The 20706-nt window shown below is 51.4% G+C and carries 29 protein-coding genes; all 29 read right to left on the bottom strand.

Annotated elements, in window-relative coordinates; all coding sequences use genetic code 11:
• Position 1 precedes the first annotated feature (1 nt).
• Positions 2-583 (bottom strand): YmfQ family protein, encoded by a 582-nt coding sequence (locus ACHHZ7_RS17645; RefSeq protein WP_395149138.1) that lies wholly within the window; start codon positions 581-583, stop codon positions 2-4.
• Complete coding sequence (locus ACHHZ7_RS17640) at positions 574-1632, bottom strand: baseplate J/gp47 family protein (RefSeq protein ID WP_049015484.1); 1059 nt, start codon at positions 1630-1632, stop codon at positions 574-576. The genes ACHHZ7_RS17645 and ACHHZ7_RS17640 overlap by 10 nt, the downstream gene beginning before the upstream one ends.
• Positions 1619-2044 (bottom strand): phage GP46 family protein, encoded by a 426-nt coding sequence (locus ACHHZ7_RS17635; protein WP_049015482.1) that lies wholly within the window; start codon positions 2042-2044, stop codon positions 1619-1621. Before ACHHZ7_RS17635 ends, ACHHZ7_RS17640 begins: the two co-directional genes overlap by 14 nt.
• Positions 2044-2592, bottom strand: a complete 549-nt coding sequence (locus ACHHZ7_RS17630; RefSeq protein WP_049015481.1) for a phage baseplate assembly protein V — start codon at positions 2590-2592, stop codon at positions 2044-2046. The genes ACHHZ7_RS17635 and ACHHZ7_RS17630 overlap by 1 nt, the downstream gene beginning before the upstream one ends.
• Complete coding sequence (locus ACHHZ7_RS17625; RefSeq protein WP_395149137.1) at positions 2592-3671, bottom strand: phage baseplate assembly protein; 1080 nt, start codon at positions 3669-3671, stop codon at positions 2592-2594. Before ACHHZ7_RS17625 ends, ACHHZ7_RS17630 begins: the two co-directional genes overlap by 1 nt.
• A complete protein-coding gene (locus ACHHZ7_RS17620) occupies positions 3668-4969 on the bottom strand; it encodes a DNA circularization protein (RefSeq protein ID WP_049015478.1) in 1302 nt (433 codons plus the stop codon). The genes ACHHZ7_RS17625 and ACHHZ7_RS17620 overlap by 4 nt, the downstream gene beginning before the upstream one ends.
• A gap of 50 nt (positions 4970-5019) precedes the next feature.
• A complete protein-coding gene (locus tag ACHHZ7_RS17615; protein ID WP_049015476.1) occupies positions 5020-5481 on the bottom strand; it encodes a hypothetical protein in 462 nt (153 codons plus the stop codon).
• A gap of 52 nt (positions 5482-5533) precedes the next feature.
• Positions 5534-7324, bottom strand: a complete 1791-nt coding sequence (locus ACHHZ7_RS17610) for a phage tail tape measure protein (RefSeq protein WP_049015474.1) — start codon at positions 7322-7324, stop codon at positions 5534-5536.
• Between the two features lie 141 nt (positions 7325-7465).
• The gene (locus ACHHZ7_RS17605; RefSeq protein WP_005120659.1) at positions 7466-7735 is read right to left on the bottom strand and encodes a phage tail assembly protein; all 270 of its coding nucleotides are present in this window, start codon (positions 7733-7735) and stop codon (positions 7466-7468) included.
• Complete coding sequence (locus tag ACHHZ7_RS17600) at positions 7735-8091, bottom strand: phage tail tube protein (RefSeq protein ID WP_049015471.1); 357 nt, start codon at positions 8089-8091, stop codon at positions 7735-7737. The genes ACHHZ7_RS17605 and ACHHZ7_RS17600 overlap by 1 nt, the downstream gene beginning before the upstream one ends.
• Positions 8091-9590 carry a phage tail sheath subtilisin-like domain-containing protein gene (locus tag ACHHZ7_RS17595; RefSeq protein ID WP_395149136.1) on the bottom strand — a complete coding sequence of 500 codons (1500 nt, stop codon included), beginning with the start codon at positions 9588-9590 and terminating at the stop codon, positions 8091-8093. The genes ACHHZ7_RS17600 and ACHHZ7_RS17595 overlap by 1 nt, the downstream gene beginning before the upstream one ends.
• Entirely contained in the window at positions 9580-9756 is a 177-nt protein-coding gene (locus tag ACHHZ7_RS17590; protein WP_000497746.1) for a DUF2635 domain-containing protein, read from the bottom strand. Before ACHHZ7_RS17590 ends, ACHHZ7_RS17595 begins: the two co-directional genes overlap by 11 nt.
• An 8-nt stretch (positions 9757-9764) precedes the next feature.
• Positions 9765-10325 carry a hypothetical protein gene (locus ACHHZ7_RS17585; protein WP_395149135.1) on the bottom strand — a complete coding sequence of 187 codons (561 nt, stop codon included), beginning with the start codon at positions 10323-10325 and terminating at the stop codon, positions 9765-9767.
• Positions 10325-10828 (bottom strand): hypothetical protein, encoded by a 504-nt coding sequence (locus tag ACHHZ7_RS17580; RefSeq protein WP_131445648.1) that lies wholly within the window; start codon positions 10826-10828, stop codon positions 10325-10327. Before ACHHZ7_RS17580 ends, ACHHZ7_RS17585 begins: the two co-directional genes overlap by 1 nt.
• Positions 10803-11216 (bottom strand): phage head closure protein, encoded by a 414-nt coding sequence (locus ACHHZ7_RS17575; protein WP_395149134.1) that lies wholly within the window; start codon positions 11214-11216, stop codon positions 10803-10805. The genes ACHHZ7_RS17580 and ACHHZ7_RS17575 overlap by 26 nt, the downstream gene beginning before the upstream one ends.
• Complete coding sequence (locus tag ACHHZ7_RS17570) at positions 11213-11536, bottom strand: head-tail connector protein (protein ID WP_049015462.1); 324 nt, start codon at positions 11534-11536, stop codon at positions 11213-11215. Before ACHHZ7_RS17570 ends, ACHHZ7_RS17575 begins: the two co-directional genes overlap by 4 nt.
• Positions 11537-11612: 76 nt before the next feature.
• A complete protein-coding gene (locus ACHHZ7_RS17565) occupies positions 11613-12830 on the bottom strand; it encodes a phage major capsid protein (protein ID WP_131445651.1) in 1218 nt (405 codons plus the stop codon).
• Between the two features lie 9 nt (positions 12831-12839).
• On the bottom strand, positions 12840-13439 hold the full coding sequence (locus ACHHZ7_RS17560; RefSeq protein WP_131445654.1) for an HK97 family phage prohead protease: 600 nt from the start codon (positions 13437-13439) through the stop codon (positions 12840-12842).
• Positions 13432-14664 carry a phage portal protein gene (locus tag ACHHZ7_RS17555; protein ID WP_131445657.1) on the bottom strand — a complete coding sequence of 411 codons (1233 nt, stop codon included), beginning with the start codon at positions 14662-14664 and terminating at the stop codon, positions 13432-13434. Before ACHHZ7_RS17555 ends, ACHHZ7_RS17560 begins: the two co-directional genes overlap by 8 nt.
• A complete protein-coding gene (locus ACHHZ7_RS17550) occupies positions 14654-14815 on the bottom strand; it encodes a hypothetical protein (protein WP_046671243.1) in 162 nt (53 codons plus the stop codon). The genes ACHHZ7_RS17555 and ACHHZ7_RS17550 overlap by 11 nt, the downstream gene beginning before the upstream one ends.
• On the bottom strand, positions 14812-16545 hold the full coding sequence (locus ACHHZ7_RS17545) for a terminase large subunit (RefSeq protein ID WP_131445660.1): 1734 nt from the start codon (positions 16543-16545) through the stop codon (positions 14812-14814). Before ACHHZ7_RS17545 ends, ACHHZ7_RS17550 begins: the two co-directional genes overlap by 4 nt.
• Positions 16542-17039: a phage terminase small subunit P27 family gene (locus tag ACHHZ7_RS17540; protein WP_046669959.1), complete on the bottom strand. Its 498-nt coding sequence runs from the start codon at positions 17037-17039 to the stop codon at positions 16542-16544. The genes ACHHZ7_RS17545 and ACHHZ7_RS17540 overlap by 4 nt, the downstream gene beginning before the upstream one ends.
• Positions 17040-17165: 126 nt before the next feature.
• The gene (locus ACHHZ7_RS17535) at positions 17166-17516 is read right to left on the bottom strand and encodes an HNH endonuclease (protein ID WP_016239647.1); all 351 of its coding nucleotides are present in this window, start codon (positions 17514-17516) and stop codon (positions 17166-17168) included.
• A gap of 63 nt (positions 17517-17579) precedes the next feature.
• Complete coding sequence (locus tag ACHHZ7_RS17530; RefSeq protein WP_049015451.1) at positions 17580-17777, bottom strand: hypothetical protein; 198 nt, start codon at positions 17775-17777, stop codon at positions 17580-17582.
• Between the two features lie 29 nt (positions 17778-17806).
• Positions 17807-18130: an Rz1 lytic protein gene (locus ACHHZ7_RS17525; protein ID WP_080971887.1), complete on the bottom strand. Its 324-nt coding sequence runs from the start codon at positions 18128-18130 to the stop codon at positions 17807-17809.
• Positions 18131-18346: 216 nt separating this feature from the next.
• The gene (locus tag ACHHZ7_RS17520; protein WP_049015450.1) at positions 18347-18829 is read right to left on the bottom strand and encodes a TIGR02594 family protein; all 483 of its coding nucleotides are present in this window, start codon (positions 18827-18829) and stop codon (positions 18347-18349) included.
• Entirely contained in the window at positions 18819-19157 is a 339-nt protein-coding gene (locus tag ACHHZ7_RS17515) for a phage holin, lambda family (RefSeq protein ID WP_048241161.1), read from the bottom strand. The genes ACHHZ7_RS17520 and ACHHZ7_RS17515 overlap by 11 nt, the downstream gene beginning before the upstream one ends.
• 406 nt (positions 19158-19563) lie before the next feature.
• Positions 19564-20394 carry an antitermination protein gene (locus ACHHZ7_RS17510; protein ID WP_395149133.1) on the bottom strand — a complete coding sequence of 277 codons (831 nt, stop codon included), beginning with the start codon at positions 20392-20394 and terminating at the stop codon, positions 19564-19566.
• A gap of 16 nt (positions 20395-20410) precedes the next feature.
• On the bottom strand, positions 20411-20706 hold a 296-nt coding region (locus tag ACHHZ7_RS17505), incomplete at its 5' end, for a DUF968 domain-containing protein (protein ID WP_395149132.1).

Here is a 20706-nt window from a genome sequence, read left to right as displayed (position 1 = left end):
ATTACAGATATTTGAATATTACGTAGGTATGGGACGGGCAAAGTTTATTGATAACGCACTCGGCAACAGTATCGCCCCAGTAACGAATGGCCGTTTCGCAATTGTCTGAGCAGGTCATCCAGGTGGCGTCCGTTGAAGCAGGCATATTTACCTGCCAGTAATAACGCCATTCAGTTGAATAGGTCGCATCCATACACGACGACGTACATTTGAAAGGTCCCTTGTTATAGCGCGTGATAGTGGCGCCGGGCTTCCCCAAAGCGGCCAGTTGACGAAGATAGAAATCTTCGTTGATTCCTCCGGTAAGATTAACTTTTGCGTCCAGCCGTTGCTGTCGCTGCCGTAACGTCTGTGTGCCTGATGGTATGCATTCATCAGGCAGACCGCAGCACCGCTCCCATCGGTCAATAAGTTCTGTTGTGGTACTCGGATCAAGCTCCTGAATGAGTTCATCAGCGCGCTGATGCACCCTGAGCAAAGAAGGCGCTACGCCACTTATTGCAACATCGTCAACTGACCATGCAGGTCCGGGTGGAAGCAGCGCACTCAGTAACTGGACATAATCATCATTACTCACGCCCACGTTATTACCCCCAGTACAGCCAGTTCATTTTTTGCAACTGGCGTATCAACTGTTGGAGAAAGTAGCTTATGGCTGTACTCACCGGCAGCTATAGAAATCGCCTCGTTTGTACGGGATAGCTCAAGCGTCCCTTCCGGATAGCCGTCACGCAGCAGAAATGAACGAAGCTCGGCCTCAACTGCGGCGCGTATTTCAGGAGTATCCGGGTTCAGGTCAATGGTGTAGTTGACCGTTTTTGGCGTCCCCTTAAATACATAGAGGTCTGAACCCGCTACGGGTGCCAACGGTTCAATATGTGCCTGAGCCGCAGCAACTGTTGCATCATCAAGAATCGGGTTAATCAGGTCGCTACTGGCAATCATAACGCCAACCGTGCCCGTCCCCATCCAGTGCCGGTAAGTCCACGCACGTGTTACGCCTGGCACTTCTTTTGCCCAGACAACATAATCACCGTCAGCGCCGCCTTGCGGGGTCCAGTAATAGCGTTCCAGGACACGGGCACGCCAGACATCAAGGTCTTCAATATCAAAACCGCCAGTGACCGTATCGGCCATGCCGCCGGAAGGAAGTCCGTTAACCGGCGTAACCAGTGAGAGCGCCTCACCATCATCCATATTTCCGGTCGTGCCTGTCACGCTGCAGGCAACGGGCACACGAAGCACACCACCGGCACTCGTTACGTCTGCCTGAACGATGTACTGGACGAGATCGTCACGCTGAATTACCGAACCGGCGCTAACCTTCAGCCCGTTCGTTACGCCATCCCAGCGCATAAAACCTGATGCGGCCACGGCATCTTTTCTCGGGCATCGTTTCATAGCAGCATGCCGATAAAGCCATGACTCATCGCACAGGTCAGGCAGCATATTCATCGCCAGATAATCGATATAGCCATAAACCGTATGCAGCGCCCCGGCATAAACCTTGGCCCTGACATCTTCATCCATGCGGCGAAGTTCATCATTGATGTCAAGGCGTGCAAAAAGGTCTGTGCGGATTATGCTGATGTTTTCGGCCAATGTTGGCCGCTGAAATTCACTGTCCGCCATTGGTGATTACACTCCACAGATCGTTAAAAGAAATCGTTACCGGACCATCCCGTCGCCAGAGAACAATCTTATTCCCAAGTTCATTAATACCGGTTCGCTGGATATCAATGTCGATACGAGATACCACACCGTCATCCAGCATCCATTGAAGAGCTTCACGCAGATAGTTGCGCACGGTATTCACCAGGGCGTTCGTGAGCTTGCTCCGCTGGAGTAGCCACAATTTCGAACCATAACGGTCGTTCGCGACAACCGGCCAGGTATCGCCCCACCACCCCATCGGAACATCAGCGTTATCATCAGGATCGGCGCGGCGGTGGGTGAATAAAGAAATCACTACAGCGCGGGTGAGCGGATCAAGCTGAGAACCGGCGCTTACCCGTTTCCCATTTACCGTAAGCCAAAGTTCCATCACACCCCCATTTGTTTATCAGGTGTATCGGTGTTATTGCCCAGCCCGTTTTCTCTGTGTTTATGCCCGTTATAAGCAACACGCATCGCCGACATTGTCTGGCCAGAAGTATCACAGAGGTCTTTTATCTGGCCCGTTGACTCAATATCCATTTCAAAGCGGGCTTTAGGCGCGTTTTTAAACGTAACCACCTTGCCACCACCATCAACAACAATCCCGGCGCGTGTCAGCGTGACTGACTGCCCCTGGTCATCGTAGAGAGCAACCTCCCCCGTTTTGAGCCCCTTCATGCGATAGCGACGATCAGACACGGTGATCGCAACGGCGTGAGAACGGTCACCATCAGGAAACAAAACAACAGCCTCAGCCCCCGCTTGTGCACGAGAAGTGAAGCCATAGGGTTCAAGGTGCTCAATACCCGCCTTTTGCTGCCCAGCCAGTAACTCAACATCTATCATCTGGCACTTGGAAGCTGCGTTGATACTCTTCACAACAGCGCGTCCAATGAGTCCCAGAACCTGTCTCTGAAGGCTTTGCATTACTCCCATTAGAACGGGTCCTCTTTGACTTTGCGTTTTTTAGCACGCTTCTGACTGCTCTCTTCGGGCTCAGGAAGATAGGCATCCGGCGGCCCGACGCGTAACTCTGTCAGGGTGCCGTTATTGTCTTTAGTGAATGAGACTTCAGAGATGAGGAGTTCGCGGTTGTTGAAGCCGCAGATCGGATCGAAAACAATAACCCGCTGGTTTGGCTGCCACAGAGAACCATCCCCCTGTCGCCAGCCCCACACCGTGTACGTGGCTTCATCGGTACGTGCAGCGCGTTGTCGCGCCTCGAATTCGGCGCGCGCAATGCAACTGGCGCCAGTCGACTGCCCTATTTGTTGTACTGCCATAGGGCGGTAACGGCCAATTGAGGCATCTGTTGTTTTTGCACGAAGAGCCGTCGTGGTAGCAGCACCAAAATCATCATCATTTCCGGCGCGCTGACCAGAAACCTGATAAGTGGAAAAACGTTCACGAATACTTTTTTCGGTATCACAGGAAATAACGTTTTTTCCCAGCACCAGAGCTGTATGAGCGCGCGTGGTACCAATGCCGCCGATTACCAGCCTTCCACGCTGATCGTCGTAGGCCAGCGCCTGCTGCTGTCCAAGCATCTTGTTCAGGACTTCAATAACCGTTTCACCGTGGTCGGGTTGTACGCCGGGAATAACACCACCCGGCGCGCCAGCGTTTATCACCGCAATGCCAAAAGGTCTGGTAAGCGCCGAGGCAACCTGAACGAGTGATTGCCCATTGAATTGAGTCGGCTCAGCAGCACAATCAATCAGATCGGCGGTCAGACTACGCCCGCTAATTCCGACACTAATTGATCGCGCATCATAGCGAACCGGCGTTGCTTCAACCCAACCGGTAACCACCAGGTCATCACCGATTAAAACCTCAACCTTGTCGCCGTTTTTAACCCTGGGCTGAAGTGACGCAACACCATCACCACCGGGCCACTGGCGGGTAATCTCTACACTAAAATCTCGGGCCAAACGCTCAATCCCGCAACCAATACGAATTGACGTCCAGCCACCCCACTCACGACCGTTGACACGGAGAGTCACGTTATCGTTCATCGTACAGGAATCCTCAGCGGAGCTACCGGCACAAAGCCCGGGTGAGCCACAGCATTACGCCTGACAATGTCAGACTCCCGTGAAGCGTTATCGAACCAGGTTGCCGCCAGAACCAGTGCAGGCGTTACCTCATCAGGCGTTCTGATAACGGTCTTTTGGGTCTGTATCAGGCGGTGTTTTATGTCGTTGTTAAGGTCAGACTTCACTCTGCGCAAAGCCAGAAACAAACGATCATCGGTCGTGCGGGATAGTTCTTTATCAATAGCAGTATTCAGCGTGTCACGGATATCGACCAGATCATCCCATGTAGGCACGTCGACAATTGTCGCTTCATCAGGAGCATGATTCAGCTCAGGATGAGTAACAGAAGGCCAGCCAGTGGACTGCTGACTTTGCTCGCTTGTCGTGACAACTGGAGCAGGTAACGTCGTGACAGCATAAGCCGCTTCGCTTATTGCCGTTGTACGAACCGCGCTGGCAACATAATTACTTTGCTGTTTCTGGCTCTGCGTCGTCTTGCTGTCCGTTTTCCATACGCCACGCGGTGCCAGATCACTCCCCATGGAGATACCTGAAAAGTTTTTAATCATTGTGAACAGGTCGCTGGCATTACCAGAGAGTCGATTCCCCGAACGCCACATTGTCTGCAATTGGTCAACGAACCCCTTGCCTGAAGATGGCGGCGGGAGCAGAACAGAGATATCCCCCTGCATTAACCGTGCGGCGGCGGAAATACCAGAATCGACCATCGCCATTTTGTCAGAGACATAGCCAAGCATGCTGGTCGCATCTTCAATCACACCGTTCTGAACGAAATCAGGCATGCCGTCCATACCGAACTTCTCGAAGTTATCGCTAATACAGTCATCAAGGGCAGAACAGGAGGAAACAAGCGTGTTGGCTGTCGCGGTCCCAGATGTCGGATAAGTAAGTTCACCTGCCTCAACGAAACGAAGCTCAAAGCGCACCATGCGCCCTTCACTGCTTGATGTGCTTACGTTGATCTCACCGTCAACACAGACGCTCATCTCACCATATGCCGGATGAACAAGCGTCCCCGGCCCCGGCTTATTAAGCGCTTCTATCAATCTGTCTCGTTGTTCATAGCAGTCATCGCCGATGACATACCCAGAAAATTTAGGCCGTGAGGTTGCTTTGCCCAAGTCTTCCGTATAAGGCTTATCACGGTTCACAAATTCGTGTGTTTCGACACGCCGCCCAGCGGTTAGACTCTCGTCTTCAGTTTTGAACGGAACGCCACGAAACGACGCATCCACCAGCCGATCTTTCCACGCCATATAAACTCCGGGCATAAAAAAACCCGCCGCAGCGGGTTGATGAGGTTTGGCTAACTTTTAGATATACCTTTACAAGGCCTCTCTATTTCAGTCTCTTTCCCATTACTATAAGTTTTCACTCTCATTCTGACACTGCCATTATTTTTAGTGAGTATTGTCAAATATCCGCTTGCACTCTGAAAATAATAGTCCCAACCATCAGCATCGCTCACATCGTCAGGTAAAACCATACCATCAGGGAAAGATGGGTTACTCATAATGGCACTATATTTAACGCCATTAACTTCAGTTATAACTTTCCCTGAAGTACCATCAATAGTTAGCTTCTGCTTGATCTCATCACAATGTAAAAATAACGTAGAAGTAACCGGTTTGTTTTCACTGTCCTTGCCATTATTAGCAACAAGCTTATTGAACTCTGCTATGTAATGACTTTGCTCATTATTTAGCGCTGACACGGCACTTGAAGTAAAACCACCGAGAATCCCAGTAATTAATAGTACCTTTTTCATCCTTTCCTCCCATTGGCATCTGGAAGTTAGCATATACCAAAATACTCAAACATTACCCGCCCATTCCAGTACGCCCAATGCGGGTATAGCCCACATCATGATTTACATCTATACCGGAAGCATGTGTACCAGTAACTTTCATTCCCTGTGGTGCGTTCTCAAACTGAACGGTAACGGCGGCCTGAGGTTTAGTATTTCCCCCTTGTTTTATCTGGTAAGGGTTATATCCTGTGCTTGCCACTCCGGAACCATAAGCACCATAACCACCGGCCCCCCATTGAGCTGCATTCGCAGCTGCAACCGTATCGCTCGCGCCATCAGAGAACCATTCAATTATAGGTTTCAATTTTGCCCACATATCCTGAAACCACTGAACGACTGGACCCCAGTTGTTAATAACGAGTCCTAATGGGGTCCATCCGAACACTGTTTTAAGTAACTCCCATCCCATTTCGAAATAAGGTGAGATAGTCTCCCAAAAGGATTTGAAGTATGGTCCAACAACATCCCAATTAGAAATAATTAAGCCCGCTGCCAGCGCGATCCCGGTAAGGATCATACCAAGAGGCGTCATCGCCGCCAGTCTACTGGCGAGAGTAATCGCCTGACCAACACCCATAATTCCCAACTTAAGCACAGCAAGACCAGCAGCAAGACCAGCCACGCTACGAATAACTCGAGGATTCTGGTCTGCAAAAGTTGTGAATTTTTCACCTAAATCACCAAGCCAGACCGTCAGATTTTTTATGTCACCTGAGAAGGCGCTTCCAATGGCCGCGAGGCCATTAGTTGCTGTACCGGTCATCGCTTCCCAGAGGTTAGCTAGGGTTCCAAGTTGGGCTTCGACGCGCTTATTAAGGCTGGCCTGCTGGTTCATTTTCTGTTGAACTTGGTCATAGCCGTCTTTTCCCTTATCTATAAGGGCGTTAACTACTTGGAGTGTTTCCGCATCATCACCAAACAGAGCTTTTAACACTCCCGTTCGCTTCACATCAGTTAATTTTCTGAGTTTCGATAACTGCATAAACATTTTATCAATACCGCCGAAGCTGCCTTTACCATCGGTAAAATCAAGATTCACGCCGAGCTTTTGACGTTGCAGGACTTTATTGACGCTATTGACTTTCTTGATATCTAAACCGGACTGGATAACTTTGCGAAGGGCGTTACCGGCTGACTCACCTTGCATCCCCATCTGGTCCATCATGACGCTGATCGGAGCAAGTCCCTGAGCGGCTTTCAATCCGTCCTTATTAACCATCTTCAGAACTGAGCTGGTTTTGGTGAAAAACGACAACATGTTGGTGTCGTCGACACCAAGGTAAAACGCTTTCTGGATGGTATCAAACAGCCCCATCATGTCATCTGATGCGGTCCCAGTTGCGTCCTGCATTTTTGCGGCGAATTCTGCCGCTGCTTCAGGTGTTTTTTTAAGCTGTACAGCAAGGTAGGCAGTCGCTTTACCTACCCCACCCAGAATGTTTTCTGCCGGAATACCCTGGCGAACAAGCATCTGCATCATGTTCTGAAAATCAGCAGTCGTGCCAGGTAACTGATTCCCAAGCCCAACAGCCAGTTTGTTTATTTTTTCAAAACTATTGCCGACTTCTCCGTTCGCCTGCATCATCGCGACCTTCAGCCCTGTAGCCGCATTCTCCTGATCCGCATAGGCTTTCAGCGATACAGTCAATCCAGCAGCCAAACCACCAGCCAGCGCTAATCCCCCCTTTGAAGCTTCCTCTGCCTGGCGCTTGAAACCACGGATGTTTTTCTGCATCCGTGAAAGTGCTGGAGATAGCTTATCTACGCCAGTAATCAGAGCCTTAAGCTCAAATTCAGCCATTGCCTTTCTTCTCCTGCTCTATCCTGTTTGCCTGACTGACCAGCAGCGGAATCTCACTGATTGGCATTTTCAGCAATTCAAATGGATTAATGCGCCAGTAACTGGCGCAGTCAAAAAAGCAATTAGTGAGATAATCAGCAGTCAGGCCTGGAGGAAAAAACCTGCAACCAACCAGCCTGCACTATTTAGATCGCCAGGCTTCATTTGATCAACCGTACTCAGCGGTACATTTGCCAGCCGAACAATGTACTTCGCGATAATATGCGCCTGCAGTTTGATGGATTCATCCTGGTTCATCTGGTACGGATAACCAAGCTCACGAACGTCTTTACCAGTCGGTTCGTTAAATTCCAGGACACTGATTGTTTCACCATGCGCAGTTACTGGATGGTTTAGTTCAAGTTCTTTCATTACTGGTAATCCCCTTCTTCACCGTGGAATTCAAGATCAGCCGTACCTTCTTCGGCGTTGTGGTTTGCCTCACCGTGTAGCCAGGCAGACGACAAGACATAAACCTGACCATTTGCCAGTTCTGCTGTAATGGTCATCTGGTCTGAAGTCGTTACTTTGCTGACCGGAAAATCTTTCGGCACTTTGAAGGTGCCTTTGATATACGGTGCGCGGTGCGTTTCTTTACGATCCACCGAGCCATCAAGGCCAATAACATCATCATTGACCTTAGTATTCATCGGTACCTCAATACCGCCGGTCATGGATAATTGCTGACCATCAATTTTGAAATAACAAGTACCTGCAATGCGCGGCATTATGCGGACTCCTCTTGATACTGAAGGCGGAACTGGTTAACGACCGCAAATACTCGCAGCTGGTTAACGTAGTCAGGCGGGAACAGGGTGTTGATACGGTTTGGGTTTGTCGCGTCACGTTCAACCTTCAGGTATTGCTTGAACAGGTCGTAATTTTCTACGATCCCGGCGCGCTCCATCTGGCGGTAAGTCGCCAGCAGTTCCCCTTTGATAACTGCCGGGGTAACAATCGCCTGACCAGGACCGAAGCGGGTACCGTCGTTCGCCAGCTTATGGCGCCCATATTTACTGGTGATAACCGATTTCAGCCTGCGCAAGACATAAGCGCTGGTATGCAGCGTCTCGCTGTCGAGATAGCTGTTGTCTGCAACACCATAGGCGTTTTTCTTGTACGTTGTAACGTCGCGCTGAATGCGCAGCGTGCCGCTTTCGACGTATGACGTTGCAATCCCATGTGACAGCAGAGACTGCTGCTCGGTCATCGTGAAGCGCTTCCCTTTTGGCGCTGGCAGCATGTCCACCAGTTCGCCAGTTTGTGTCGGACGGGCCGGATCATTGCGGATAAATACCGCGTTGCGCGCGGTACGACTGGCTACCAGTTCATCTGCCGGGGTCTGAGTTTCTTTTTCGTACCCCGCCACGGTGATGTGCTGCTGGTTAAGCTGATCGCCTGCGGCAACCAGATCTGAAAGCGTTCCGAGTTTTGCAGTATAAACGTGGCCATAAAGCTGGCGCGCGTAGCTCCAGCGACCGCTGGTATCGTTCATTTCGCTGACAAACGCGTTTACCGAGGCCAAATCGCTGAACGGATGACCAATATAATCAAACGGCTCATCGGCCATGGCGGCAATAGCACCGTTGAGTACCGGGGCACCTGTTCCGGCAGTACCAGCGGCAACGGCTACAGCTAAGCCTGCGGGCAAAACTTCCCCTCCACCATAACCGTAATAATTCAGAACCACGGGGATTTCATTCCCACTCAGACCTTTGTGGCGCGCTGTCAGAGTGACCACGCCAGCGGAAGACGAAGCGATAACCGGCAATGTCGGATCAGCATTGATTGCATCTTTAATGCTCGATGCCACAGCCTCAACATCATCACCGCTTACAACTGCTGCCTGAATACGAGTACGCCCGACATAAACATTCACCGTGCCGCTCTCAGTTGCTGCGCCAGTTACGGTCAGGGTATACGTGGCCGCCACTCCTGCCGCTGGCTCAGGGACAGCAATGATGTAAAGCTCACCAAAAGGATCGGTTTTGCGATACGCAGCAACCATGCGTGCAAGCTGACTACCGGGACCACAAATTTGCTTTGCGTAATCAGCGGACGGCATCAGCACCAGTGAATCAGGCTGAATTGACGCACCTGTATTCGCATGGCCCAGCAGCAATGATGGCGCTGACTCCTGACTTGTATTCGCCGCCGAATTATCCATCTCAGCATAAAACAGTGGCACCAGCGTATTTGCCGGGATAGTGCTGAAACTAACGGTCATTGGTTTCCACCTTTTTTTGTTTAACTTTGTTCACGCGCCTGATATCGCCAGCGGCTTCCCGACGCAGCCAGTAGCTGCTTTCTTCAACATTTCGCCCTTCAACAGGCAAAAGGTCGCCTCGGGCAGGGTCATGTACTGACCGCCCTTTTTGGGGTTTTACAAACATGGTTTTCCTCAGGAGGGGAGAGTTATCTCTGTGTGATGCTCGGGCTTCCCGTCGGGGCCATGTCCCGGATCGATAAAATCAACATCAATCGCCAGCGTTTTAAAATCATCCAGACTGCTCAGTTCATCCTGCTGACGGGTGTCATCCTCAGTCAGTTCATTCTCAACAGTAAAATCGAACTGGTAGCTCAGTTCATGCCGGTTCACATCAAGCAACGTACCACCTGCATAGGTGATAGGGTTTCCGCACTCTTCAGGATTCCAGCCCAGGATCGCCTTGAACAGTGACTGTCGCACATCGTGAACAACATCATATGAGGCAAACTGACCGCGCTCATCCCGGCCATTGCTGGCAAACACAATGACTGAAAACCCTTCGGTTAAATCCTGCCAGTAGTCCGTCTGGCTCTTCTGTTCCCCTGGAGAATCATCGCCGGGAACAACATATGCCGCCGGCAGTTTCATCTTTCCGACTTCCGGCAAGTCCTTAAACTGCGCAGCACCTGCTACACGATTCTGGAACTCCGGGCAACGCGCCCGAAGTGCTGCAATAATCGGGGCCAGTTTCATCAGCGTCGCCTCTCCGGTTTGAGTGATAGCCGCAGTTCACGCGCCAGGAAGTAACGCGTCCACGGGCTGTTTTTGTTGAGTGTCTCAACCATAAAATTATTACGCGGTGCCAGCCGCCAGCCGCTACCACCAGAAGCGCCACGGTGATGACTGCGCCGACGTTTTGCACCACCTCGCACACCGTAGAACAGAAATGCCGGGTAAAAATCGCCGGTTATGAGCCGGTTCCCCTGCCCGTTCTTCTGGTTCGGTGCAATACGTGCCATAAACCCCGGTCGCCGCCCACTTGCTTTTGGCACCATATAGCCAATTGATTTTGCCAGGCGTCCTGTCTGATATCCGGGGTTTTCCCCCGGCTCAGAACGTCCGCGGCGCATTACCAGTCGACGTGCATCACGCATATGTCGCTGGCCAATGGTGACAAATGCCCGCCGGACACGCGCGCGGTTGAATCGCATTTCGTTCGGCTGCTGAAAATCAACGTGTAAAAAGGGTTCCGCCATTGGAATTCCCCCCGGTATTTTCTGTAAATGAACCCAGTTCGGTGCACTCAAGAAGCAGAAACCGCCGTTTACTGTTTAGATCACGAACACGTTTCACGCGGTACACCTCATCCCCCTTCGCCACTTCAAAATCGCTGGTAATTCCGCGGCGCCAGCGAATGGTGATGTAATGCGTGATCACGTTATCGGTCTGAGCCGTTTCCTGGTATGTCGTCGCGCTGGTCTGGATTACCTTAACCCAGACCGGAAATACCACCGGATATTCAGATTCGGTACCAAAATCAGCAGAAGGGACATCAACCCGTTTTCTGAGTATCACCCGTTTATCAAGCTCACCAGGATCGGGCAGCAGGTATGTCGCACTTGTTTGCGCCTGTCTCAGTTTCATAATGGGATGAACCGATAAGGGCCGACGAGCCAGTTGAAAGACTGGGGCATTTCCGTTTTTTCCACTTCAGATACAGATGAGCGGTTCTCATAAAAATGAGTAGCTAAAAGCAGCATCCCCAGCCGAATATCCTCAGTAAGAACCAACCCGTCAGGATCGTTATCTGGAACGCCGGTATTTTTGTCATAGAGGGTTCGGTTGAGAAAACTCTCCGTCCTGGTCTGTACCGCACTACCGATCAACTTCAGCAGTTCATCCTCGTCGGTGTAGTCGTCCTCCAGCCGCAGCTGGATCTTAATTTCGCTCAGAGTCAGCAGCATAAATATCCCTATGCCCGCCTGAGGACGGGCACAAAAAAACCGCTAACGCGGCATCAGGAGACAGCAGAAATATTGATTACGGTGCTTTACCCACCAGCGCTTTGATGGCCGCGGTATCTTCCAGCACGCAATCGAAGCGGTGGAAAGCAAGGAATGCGGTCTGATCATACTCCGCATAACGCTCTACCAGACGCTTCAGGGTCATGTAGGAAACGCGGCGAACAATGAAGCGATTGAAATCACCCAGGAAAATAAATTTCTTACTCGCTGCAGCGGCATCAATTGCCTGATCAATTACATAGGGAATGCCCAGAACGGTTGCCGGAGAGCCACCAACAACATCCGGGAGCCACAGTGGGCGCTTCTGATCATCCACCATTTCTTCGATTACCTGAAGCGTTCCGTCATTAAATGCCCAACGAAATTTTGGACCACCGCGATATGCCGGATCAATCGCGTGTTTCAGGCTATTCATTTCCTGCCAGGTGAATGCTGCGGCCGCCGCCGCAGAAACAGTCCCGGTTACTGAAGCCGCCAGCCCTTTTGGCTGCAGCGGTGTGCCAGCCCCCGTGCCCTGAACCAGATATTTAGCTTCGCCGCGGCCAATACGTTGTGCAATGCGCCCCGCAAGGTATGATTCGATATCTACGCCGCTGTCCTGCAACAGTTCGTTAGATACGCGGATAATTTTAGATGACAACTTCTTAGCACCCAGGATCGCGGTACCGAACGTCACATCACCTTCACTGGCTGCACTGTTTTCTGCAAGCAGTTCGCCTTCTTCAGCAGTACCGTCAGAAGTTGACCAGGTAATATCCTGACCGTTTGAGGTATTAAGAATTTGCGCAACGCTCACGATCCCGCCGTAGGCTTTCATTGAATCAATGATGGTATTACGCATCTGAGTTGGGACGGTATAGCCACCTTTATCATCAGGTGTAGTTCCCTGAGCACGCAGCTCTTTAACGGCCTGACGCTCTTCGGCAGTTAACTCACTAAAGCCGTGGCGAAGAAGACGATCAAAAGCAGCGGCACGGCGTTCATCAGCCTGGGTCTCCGGGTTTTTCTGACGCTGGCGCTGTTCCGGCTCCTGCTCATCAATTACATTCTGATCGTGACGGCGCAGTTCTTCTTCACGGGAAATACGCTCATCAAGCGAATCCAGCTCAGATTTTGCAGCGTTCCACTGAGTGCGCTGCTCATCTGTCCAGGTTGCATCGCCGATTTTATCGTGCAGAGCACGCATATCAGTGGCGATAGTGTTACGTTTTTGCTTCAGTTCGTGCAATTTCATGGTTTTTCCTTACGCGTTAAGAAGGGTCAGCAGGCGCTCGCGCGCCATTCGTTGATTAATAGCTTGCGCCAGCGCGCCGCTGTCGCGCGCTTCCTGCCAGGCTTTCATGGATCGGATGCCGGAATCAGCCTCCTGATAAGCCGGATAAGTCACCGGACTGACATCAAAGAGGCGAGAAAAACGGTTAATTTCGCGAATGACTATCCCCTCATCGTCCTGATACCAGTTCTCACCATCGTGGGCGACCCGGAATGCAAAAGACGACTGATTGATATCACCGCGCATCATCGGAGCCAGCACCAGATCGCGAATGGTCTGAGTATCCGGTGCCGCGATGTCATAGCGCAGGCCTTTATCATCGACGTTTACGTTTAACGTTCCTGACGAACTACGCCCCAGAATAAAGTTCGGGTCATGGTTAAATAACCCCCGGATATCGTCGCCAAGCACGTCATCGAAAGCGCCTGGTTTGATAATTTCGCGAAACCCCCAGAGGGGTTCTGAGCGACTGTTAAACACCGAGCCGTAACCGATAATTCGCGTGGGCTGCTCGCCCTGCTGCTCGGCACGGACCTCACCGCTGTAACAGCGAGTTTCGCGATCACTCATCGGTTTTATCCTCTTCGGTTTTGGTTTTGTTTTTCTTGAAATCGTCTGCAGGGTTGGCGGCATTAACGCTGACAAGCATTTCGTCCAGCCCATCGACCGGGTTCATATCTTCAAAAGCACGGGCTTCATTGCGGCTCATCCAGCCATCGGTGATCGCGAAGTGATAGAACTGCGCGCGCTCCTGCGGTGTACCGCGCAACAACCCAGTAAGATTAAAGCGAACGTAATAACCTGCTGCCAGTTCTGCCCGTGTAAATAGCCGACGGTTAAGCTCCTGCTCCCAGTTCGTCACCCAGGGCATCATTGAGTAACGAACAAACTGAATGGCCTGTTGTGTTATGTTGCTGAAGGTGGCTTTTTCGAGGTCGTTAATCATGTGTGCCGGTACGTTGAAAATCCCGGCTATCATTGAGCGATTTAGCTTGGACATGTCGATGATCTGCGCGTCAATTGGCGATACAGTCAATGCCCTGTAATCCAGATCCGCAGGCAGCAGCATGGTTTTGTTTTCCTGGCTCCGTAGCGCCAGCGCGGCTTTTTGCCAAACCTTTTTGAGCCGTTCCCATCCTTCGTTTTTAATTTCCCCCTTCACCGTGACGATGCCAGCAGGCCTTGCATTCCCACTAAAGAAGCTCTCCGTATACTTCTGACCGCTCATACCCATACCGATTGTTTCAGCATGCTGCATCACTGGACTAAGCCCCATTTTCTGGTTATTACCCAGCGCGCGTATGTGAACCATATCGTCAGGGCTGATGGCGAAAGCGCCCTCTTCGTTGTAAACCCCATAAGTGTAACGACCACCGGTATTAATCAGGGTCGTTTCCCATGGCATGCAGCAATCCAGTGCAGTTACTTCGCCGCGGCGGTTGCGTTTCACCCAGGTGTACCCATTCCCCCAGCCGAGGATGTGGCGTTGCTTCAGCTCGCGCCATTTGTAACTGGTCTGCCAGGTGTTTGGCTCATCATGAACCAGATAAAACGCAGGGTGATCCCGTGCAGGTTCAACCTTACCATTGTGCTTACGCATAACATGCAGTGGCATCTGGGCAAGGTTGGAAGACAATACATAGATACAGGCATACACCGCCGCCAGTTTCATCGCAGTCTCAGGACTGACATAAACATCTGCCCGGAACAACCCATCAGTATCAACAGCATCCCCGGTAATCGGGGTGGAAGGATTTTCCAGTGACTCACTTCTGAACATAGCATCAAGCAGCACGCGTCCCCCTTCTGGCTATAGCCAGGGCGCCGACCAGCAGGAGTCCGCCGGAGAACATGAGAGCCGGGGCCAGACCAAACTGCAGGTAAAACCCAGACGTGAGCAGGCCGAAACCGGCCATACCGATAACATCAGCAATAAGTGATTTCATAGAATTAAGAGATCATCGTCCGGATCAAGAGATGAGAGGAAATCGCCAGGCTCTTTAAGCATTGCCCGTCCGATCGCCATTATCAGCGCCACCGCGCCGTCGATTTTATTTTCGTTCTGCTCCTTGATAGGCTTCACAACATCATCATTCCCCGGCAGATATTTCCCCACCACATTGCTGATACACCAGCTCATTATCGGGTTTCCGTCGTGATGAAAACGCCCAGACTCAATGGCTGCTTCCAGCTCTTTCATTGGGTCTGACATATTGGTGTAGTTCTGAACGATAGTGATCGGATTAAGACTTTCATCAGCCAGATCATGTGAAAGCCCCGTCGCGCCGAATGGGTCAATCGGTGACTCACTGACCGGGTTGAGTTTGTTTGCCGCTTTGGCCTCTTCAAGGATGTAGCGGTAATCAACTTCAGCGCCATCAGTAACTGTAAGCAGTTCCATTTCAACCCATTTCTGAAATCGCTCCGCAGTACGACGATCTTCGTTCTTTTCAACACTGAATACTGTGTCGTAGGGAACCCAGAAGCGGGGAGCAACGCTGTAGTAATGTGTCTTGCCGTCAATTTCCCTGGTGAACAACCGCGCCATACTGTTCATATCCAGCTTGCGCGCCAGGTCAAAAGCCAGAACACATGGTTGACCTTCGAACATTTCCAAGGTCAGGGTTTTATCTTCGCAGTTCTGCCAGGATACCAGGTTGAAGAAAGCTGCTCGGGCAGCAACCCAGATATTGAGATGCTTGGTTTTGAACACGCCAGCCTGGCGAGCATTATTGATAGCACGCTGTTGCTGGCTTAACAGAAAGTCGCGGTAGACTGAGACACCCATATTCGGGTTGGCTTTCTCAAGCACCTTTGGATCAGTCCAGTCGTCACCTTCATCAACCGTATAGATCACGCCAAACAACTCGTCGTTGGGTACCGTGCCGTTTAGCATTTCAATCACTTCACGTCGTTTGTCGTAGCATGGACCTTCGATGTTGTAACCTGCTGTGGTGATCGCCCACATCAGCGGTTGTCGCCGCGCCCCCATACCAGTCAGCATTGTGGTGTAGAGCGAATCTGTTGGGTGTTCGTGATACTCGTCAACAATCGCACAGTGCGGTGAAGCGCCGTCCCCAGGGTTACCAATCAGCGGTTCAAAACGGGCGCCATCCTCTGGCCGGTTCAGGTTGGACGCATTAACCTCGATCCCGAACGCTTCCACCAGCAGCGGTGTACGCTTACACATCAGGCGAGCGGGTCTGAATACTTCCCACGCCTGCTTTTCAGTTGTGGCCCCGGAATATACTTCAGCGCCAAACTCGTTATCACAGGTAAAACAGTACAGTGCCACACCCGCCGAAATAGCTGATTTCCCGTTTTTACGCGGTATCTCAGTGTAAACCTCGCGAAAGCGACGAAGCTTCGAGCCTTTCTGGACCCAGCCAAAGGCGCAGCACACAATAAACAATTGCCATGCCTCCAGGGTTATCGGCATCCGCTTGAATGCCCACTCTCCTTTTGTATGTGGCAATAACTGGATAAATTTCGCAGCCTTTTCTGCCATGTCTTTATCGAAACGGTAACGAAATTTCTTACTCTTTTCAGCCGCCATGTCATCGATATGACGCTGGCAGGCCTGAATGACAAACTGGCACGCCGGGATTTTCCCCCGCACAACGTTGCGGGCGTATTGATTCGCGGCGTTTACGTTGGGGTACGATTTCCGGCTCATGAGTTGATCATCTTCAGGAATGGGTTAGAGGTTTTCTTCTGTCCGGCAAGGCCGATCAAGCGCTGCCGGCTGCTGGGGTCAAGGCCAAGCATGGAGCCGGTAGAGCTCATCTCCGATTCCTGCTCTTTCTTTGCGGTTAGCTCAGGGTTTTTTATCTTCCCTCCCATAGCACCAGTGATAGAAAGCCCATCTCTGGCGATATTTTTAACCGCCCTGCGCCAGAACTCGTAGGCAACACACCAGCGCTCAAGTACGGCAAGATCGGTAACACAGAGTAGCCCCTGTCCACATAATTCTTTCGTGGTCAGTTCCCACATGACGGCCGCCATTGGCAGACCGTCATCCTCAGAAAACCAGTCAGGTGGTGCCACACCTTTAATCGGTGTGAATACAGGTTCCTCTTTATTCAGAGCTCGTTTGCCGGGGTTCCCTGCCAGCTCCTTGCGCGCCGTTGGCTTGGGGCGACGCCCGGAACGCCCCGCCGTTCCAGCCATAAGCGACACTCCTGGTTAAATTTCATTTTTCGCGGGTATAAAAATACGAGGAGGCGGGCAGTCCGGAAGGCGCGCGGTCGCAGAGATTTGACCTCCCCCTACCCTGGCTGATGATGACATTAATTCTCACTTGAGCCGCTCACGCGCGGTCTTAGCGGCGTGACACGACCAGCACAGGCTTTCAAGGTTGCTGTCTTCATCAGTACCGCCGTGGGCCTTCGCCTTGATGTGGTCCACGCAGGACGCCTGCTTCACTATCGCCTGCCGTAGATGGTTCTGACACAACCCTTTGTCGCGCTTAAGTATCCGCTCCCGGATAACTTCCCACTTTGTTCCGTATCCTCGCTGCTGCCGTGATTGACCTGGCTTGTAGGACTTCCAGCCTTCACCTTTGTGATTTTCACAGTAGCCAGATGGGTCTGTTGTGGTGTTGCGACAGCCGCGAACACGGCAAGCCTTTGGTGTGCGCGGTGGCATATTCACTCCCCAAAAACGTATAGCATTATCGCAGACACTCAATGAATGCCTGCTGTAATGCCGCTAATCGTCGAGTTGCAATACACCGTGCTCAAGTGACTCTGAGTAGGCGATCAGCCCTGTGTATTCAGGGATAACCTCGCCATCATCCGCTTCGAATTCCGGGATTGTCCCAGTGGTGATGGTGTATTGGGGCTGGCCATCTTCTTTTGCGAAGGCTGCCAGGTCTTCAATCTGCTTAGCTGTAAGAACTACTGTCATGCTCATTCCTCAGTTGTTAAAAAGCCCCACTATTGCGAAGCCCGTGATTGTTCAATTTCCCTGATGCCGGCCTTGTCGATGTTGCACTGCCCCAGCGCCGACAGCAGGCTCACATTCAGATCCAGACTGGCCCCGTAGGTTAGCGGGTCTGGAATATATGGCTGCGGGGTTTCAGCGGTCAGGTTGGACGGAACTGGTTGCTGCGGCACTGGTACGTACACTGTCCGCGTATTGCCGCAACCGGTCAGCAACTGCAGCAGGCACAGCCCGATGAGCGCAATCATCATTCGCAACAGCCACTTTGATATCTTCCTGGGTTCTCTGTGACTCCAGTGCGATCTGGTTTTTTGCATGCTGGTTAGCTCCCAGAATCATATTGGTGATGGCAACGGTTTTCAGTACGTTATCCATTACAGCGCGGTTGCTGTCGTTCGCATCCTGTAGCGTGTTCAGGCTGGCACTAATGCGAGTGTTTTCGTTCCAGAGCCAGGAGAAGATAACCAGCGCACCGATAGTCAGCCACCAACGCCAGTGCGCTTTCATCAGCTCAAAGGCTGTAGTAAAGGCCGTCATGCTTCGCTCACAGAACGCGATCCAGTCATGATCGGGAGCAGGCGCGTATCCTTCGGCTCATTGACCGGCCAGCGATAGCCACTGACCCGAGTGCGCGAGAAGACTCTGATATTGATGGCATCGGACTGATTACCACCCAATACCATCAGGTCACCATTTTGCTGCTGTCCGACCACAAATCCGACATGGCCGCCGCCGTCTCGTGTGAATACAACAATGCAGCCGTAAGCAGGCTCCTGAAGTTCGACGCCCCAGGACAGGTAGGATTTAGCAGACTCGAACCGGGTTGATTTAATTCCAACTCTTTCAAGCATGGATCCGACATAGGCTGCACACCACGGCGTTTCATCATCCTTAATCCCTCCACGCTTAATGTCTTTCCAGAACTGGATAATTAACGGGTTATGACGCGGACCTTTTATTTCCAGTTGCCCAATATATTTTCTTGCCTCAGTAAGCCACCGTGGATCATTTGGCATCGCTTCCTCCGAACCTGACGTTAAATACTCGCGTTGCCACAGTTCGTACCTGTTCAACGCCAACGAAACCCAGCGCGCCACCGATAGCGATGGAAAGAGACTGCGGAAGGCTGAAATACTCGAGTGCGGAAACAGCCGTCAGCGTCATGGCGCCACACATCAAACCTTCCAACACCATCTTTTTCCAGCCGCCGCCGCCATACGCAATCCGCAGTACAGCCATCGCTACCGATAAAAGAACTGCGCCCATTGGCGTATCACCGCGCCACCAGCTATGAAGTAACTCAATTAACTCCGTCCAGGAGTGAGGGTCGTTGTGCATTTTCATGGTCTCTCACCTCCGACTTTTCGGATGGCGCTGTGTGTGATGAAAAGGTCAGGCTTCACGGGCTGGATTTATCAACAATATGTATCGTGGATGATTCCCGTGAGCCTGAATCAGAACGGGCTCTGCGCAAGCGCCTGTCAGATTGGGTTGTGAGCCGTCCGTCAGTGAGCCCTGAATATGAAAAAGCCCCGCTTGGTTGCGAGGCCTTGTTTTCTTTTGGTGGGGGTTTGCAGATCGACGATGTGACAGGGGAACTAACGCAATACTTCTCGCGAATTTACCTGTCATATCGCCGGAAACAAAAAACCCGCTCGGTGGCGGGTTTCTTAACTCTGAACATACAATGCCCATCGTTAATGTCAAATATACACAAAAACGGCAACATTGCAAACATCATGACGCTAAATTACGCGATATTTATCACATCTTCACTTTTCGTTACTCTGTTCAATTGAGAGTTCGAATAACTCTCCTCCTGGAAGCATTTGGTCACCAGCATTTCATAGAATGGTTTCCAGCTATAACGCCACGTTCGGTCGGGCAGACTGGGCAACTCCGAAAAAACACCGCGATAGGCAACCGATGATTTTGGTCGGCTGTACCCCCGCCCTTCGCAGCGCTTACATTCTTTGTAAACAGGTACGCCCTGCAGTTCTGTCGCTTTACGGTCAATCCTCTTACCTGTGCCGCCGCACTGGCATCGCTTACTTAACTTTCCGGAGCCATGGCAGCGGGGACATAACGTTTGATCAGTGTCAGTTACATCGCGCTTTACCTCAAAGTCAGATGGTGACTGTCTCAGGTCTTTTGCCCATTGTGGCAATCGCATTGTGTAATGGCTTTTAATCACAGTTTTAGTGGTTGTAATCAACCCTTTACCACTACATTTTGGGCATGCCACGCTATCAGCTGCTGATGAGGAATAATCGTTATAGGCAAACCGGGCAAGGATACGCATGCAGAGGGAAAACTTTTTCCCTGATGCTTTGCGAATGGCCATGGGCGCATGCTCTTTCGCGTACTCAGTTAGCCAGGTTATTGACGCCTCTCTGTCCTGGCTGCTGATACCAGCTTTACCTAAAAACATTGCCAGCCCGATCCCCGCATCGGCCTGAGTCATCCCCAATGCAGCCATTACATCAGTCACCGTCAGTTGTTCACTGGTTGTCGCTCTGCTGGTATCTGATATGTACATTCCTTTAGGCGCAAAAAATTTTAAAACATTGTCCAGATTCATACGGTCTCCATACTTCTTAAGCTTTCGCAATTACGCCGATCGCCAGCGCCCGATCCATAAAACGCAGTAGCAGCTCAAGCTGCGTACCATGCTTCTGCTCGAATGCTGGTACATCGGCGTGTAACTCGTCGTGGCACTCTCTGCACAGAGGGATCACGAAGAGGTCATGGGCTTTTGTTGCTGTACCACCCTGCCCGTGGCCAATCAGGTGGTGGGGGTCGTCTGCTGGTTTATTGCAACATACGCAGGGTTGTGTTTTTACCCAGCGGGTGTAAGTCTCATTTATCCAGCGCCGTCGCTTTGGCCTGAGCA

The sequence above is a fragment of the Citrobacter freundii complex sp. 2024EL-00216 genome (assembly GCF_043945515.1).
Classification (GTDB): Bacteria; Pseudomonadota; Gammaproteobacteria; order Enterobacterales; family Enterobacteriaceae; genus Citrobacter; species Citrobacter portucalensis.
Note: the sequence above shows the minus strand (reverse complement) of the source record. Positions and strands in the feature narration are given on the sequence as shown.

What these genes read in the sequence shown, in the direction of transcription:
- ACHHZ7_RS17640 (WP_049015484.1), bottom strand. Translation starts at nt 1,632, where the DNA reads ATGGCGGACAGTGAATTTCAGCGGCCAACATTGGCCGAAAACATCAGC.
- ACHHZ7_RS17635 (WP_049015482.1), bottom strand. Translation starts at nt 2,044, where the DNA reads ATGGAACTTTGGCTTACGGTAAATGGGAAACGGGTAAGCGCCGGTTCT.
- ACHHZ7_RS17630 (WP_049015481.1), bottom strand. Translation starts at nt 2,592, where the DNA reads ATGGGAGTAATGCAAAGCCTTCAGAGACAGGTTCTGGGACTCATTGGA.
- ACHHZ7_RS17625 (WP_395149137.1), bottom strand. Translation starts at nt 3,671, where the DNA reads ATGAACGATAACGTGACTCTCCGTGTCAACGGTCGTGAGTGGGGTGGC.
- ACHHZ7_RS17620 (WP_049015478.1), bottom strand. Translation starts at nt 4,969, where the DNA reads ATGGCGTGGAAAGATCGGCTGGTGGATGCGTCGTTTCGTGGCGTTCCG.
- ACHHZ7_RS17615 (WP_049015476.1), bottom strand. Translation starts at nt 5,481, where the DNA reads ATGAAAAAGGTACTATTAATTACTGGGATTCTCGGTGGTTTTACTTCA.
- ACHHZ7_RS17610 (WP_049015474.1), bottom strand. Translation starts at nt 7,324, where the DNA reads ATGGCTGAATTTGAGCTTAAGGCTCTGATTACTGGCGTAGATAAGCTA.
- ACHHZ7_RS17605 (WP_005120659.1), bottom strand. Translation starts at nt 7,735, where the DNA reads ATGAAAGAACTTGAACTAAACCATCCAGTAACTGCGCATGGTGAAACA.
- ACHHZ7_RS17600 (WP_049015471.1), bottom strand. Translation starts at nt 8,091, where the DNA reads ATGCCGCGCATTGCAGGTACTTGTTATTTCAAAATTGATGGTCAGCAA.
- ACHHZ7_RS17595 (WP_395149136.1), bottom strand. Translation starts at nt 9,590, where the DNA reads ATGACCGTTAGTTTCAGCACTATCCCGGCAAATACGCTGGTGCCACTG.
- ACHHZ7_RS17590 (WP_000497746.1), bottom strand. Translation starts at nt 9,756, where the DNA reads ATGTTTGTAAAACCCCAAAAAGGGCGGTCAGTACATGACCCTGCCCGA.
- ACHHZ7_RS17585 (WP_395149135.1), bottom strand. Translation starts at nt 10,325, where the DNA reads ATGAAACTGGCCCCGATTATTGCAGCACTTCGGGCGCGTTGCCCGGAG.
- ACHHZ7_RS17580 (WP_131445648.1), bottom strand. Translation starts at nt 10,828, where the DNA reads ATGGCGGAACCCTTTTTACACGTTGATTTTCAGCAGCCGAACGAAATG.
- ACHHZ7_RS17575 (WP_395149134.1), bottom strand. Translation starts at nt 11,216, where the DNA reads ATGAAACTGAGACAGGCGCAAACAAGTGCGACATACCTGCTGCCCGAT.
- ACHHZ7_RS17570 (WP_049015462.1), bottom strand. Translation starts at nt 11,536, where the DNA reads ATGCTGCTGACTCTGAGCGAAATTAAGATCCAGCTGCGGCTGGAGGAC.
- ACHHZ7_RS17565 (WP_131445651.1), bottom strand. Translation starts at nt 12,830, where the DNA reads ATGAAATTGCACGAACTGAAGCAAAAACGTAACACTATCGCCACTGAT.
- ACHHZ7_RS17560 (WP_131445654.1), bottom strand. Translation starts at nt 13,439, where the DNA reads ATGAGTGATCGCGAAACTCGCTGTTACAGCGGTGAGGTCCGTGCCGAG.
- ACHHZ7_RS17550 (WP_046671243.1), bottom strand. Translation starts at nt 14,815, where the DNA reads ATGAAATCACTTATTGCTGATGTTATCGGTATGGCCGGTTTCGGCCTG.
- ACHHZ7_RS17545 (WP_131445660.1), bottom strand. Translation starts at nt 16,545, where the DNA reads ATGAGCCGGAAATCGTACCCCAACGTAAACGCCGCGAATCAATACGCC.
- ACHHZ7_RS17540 (WP_046669959.1), bottom strand. Translation starts at nt 17,039, where the DNA reads ATGGCTGGAACGGCGGGGCGTTCCGGGCGTCGCCCCAAGCCAACGGCG.
- ACHHZ7_RS17535 (WP_016239647.1), bottom strand. Translation starts at nt 17,516, where the DNA reads ATGCCACCGCGCACACCAAAGGCTTGCCGTGTTCGCGGCTGTCGCAAC.
- ACHHZ7_RS17530 (WP_049015451.1), bottom strand. Translation starts at nt 17,777, where the DNA reads ATGACAGTAGTTCTTACAGCTAAGCAGATTGAAGACCTGGCAGCCTTC.
- ACHHZ7_RS17525 (WP_080971887.1), bottom strand. Translation starts at nt 18,130, where the DNA reads ATGCAAAAAACCAGATCGCACTGGAGTCACAGAGAACCCAGGAAGATA.
- ACHHZ7_RS17520 (WP_049015450.1), bottom strand. Translation starts at nt 18,829, where the DNA reads ATGCCAAATGATCCACGGTGGCTTACTGAGGCAAGAAAATATATTGGG.
- ACHHZ7_RS17515 (WP_048241161.1), bottom strand. Translation starts at nt 19,157, where the DNA reads ATGAAAATGCACAACGACCCTCACTCCTGGACGGAGTTAATTGAGTTA.
- ACHHZ7_RS17510 (WP_395149133.1), bottom strand. Translation starts at nt 20,394, where the DNA reads ATGAATCTGGACAATGTTTTAAAATTTTTTGCGCCTAAAGGAATGTAC.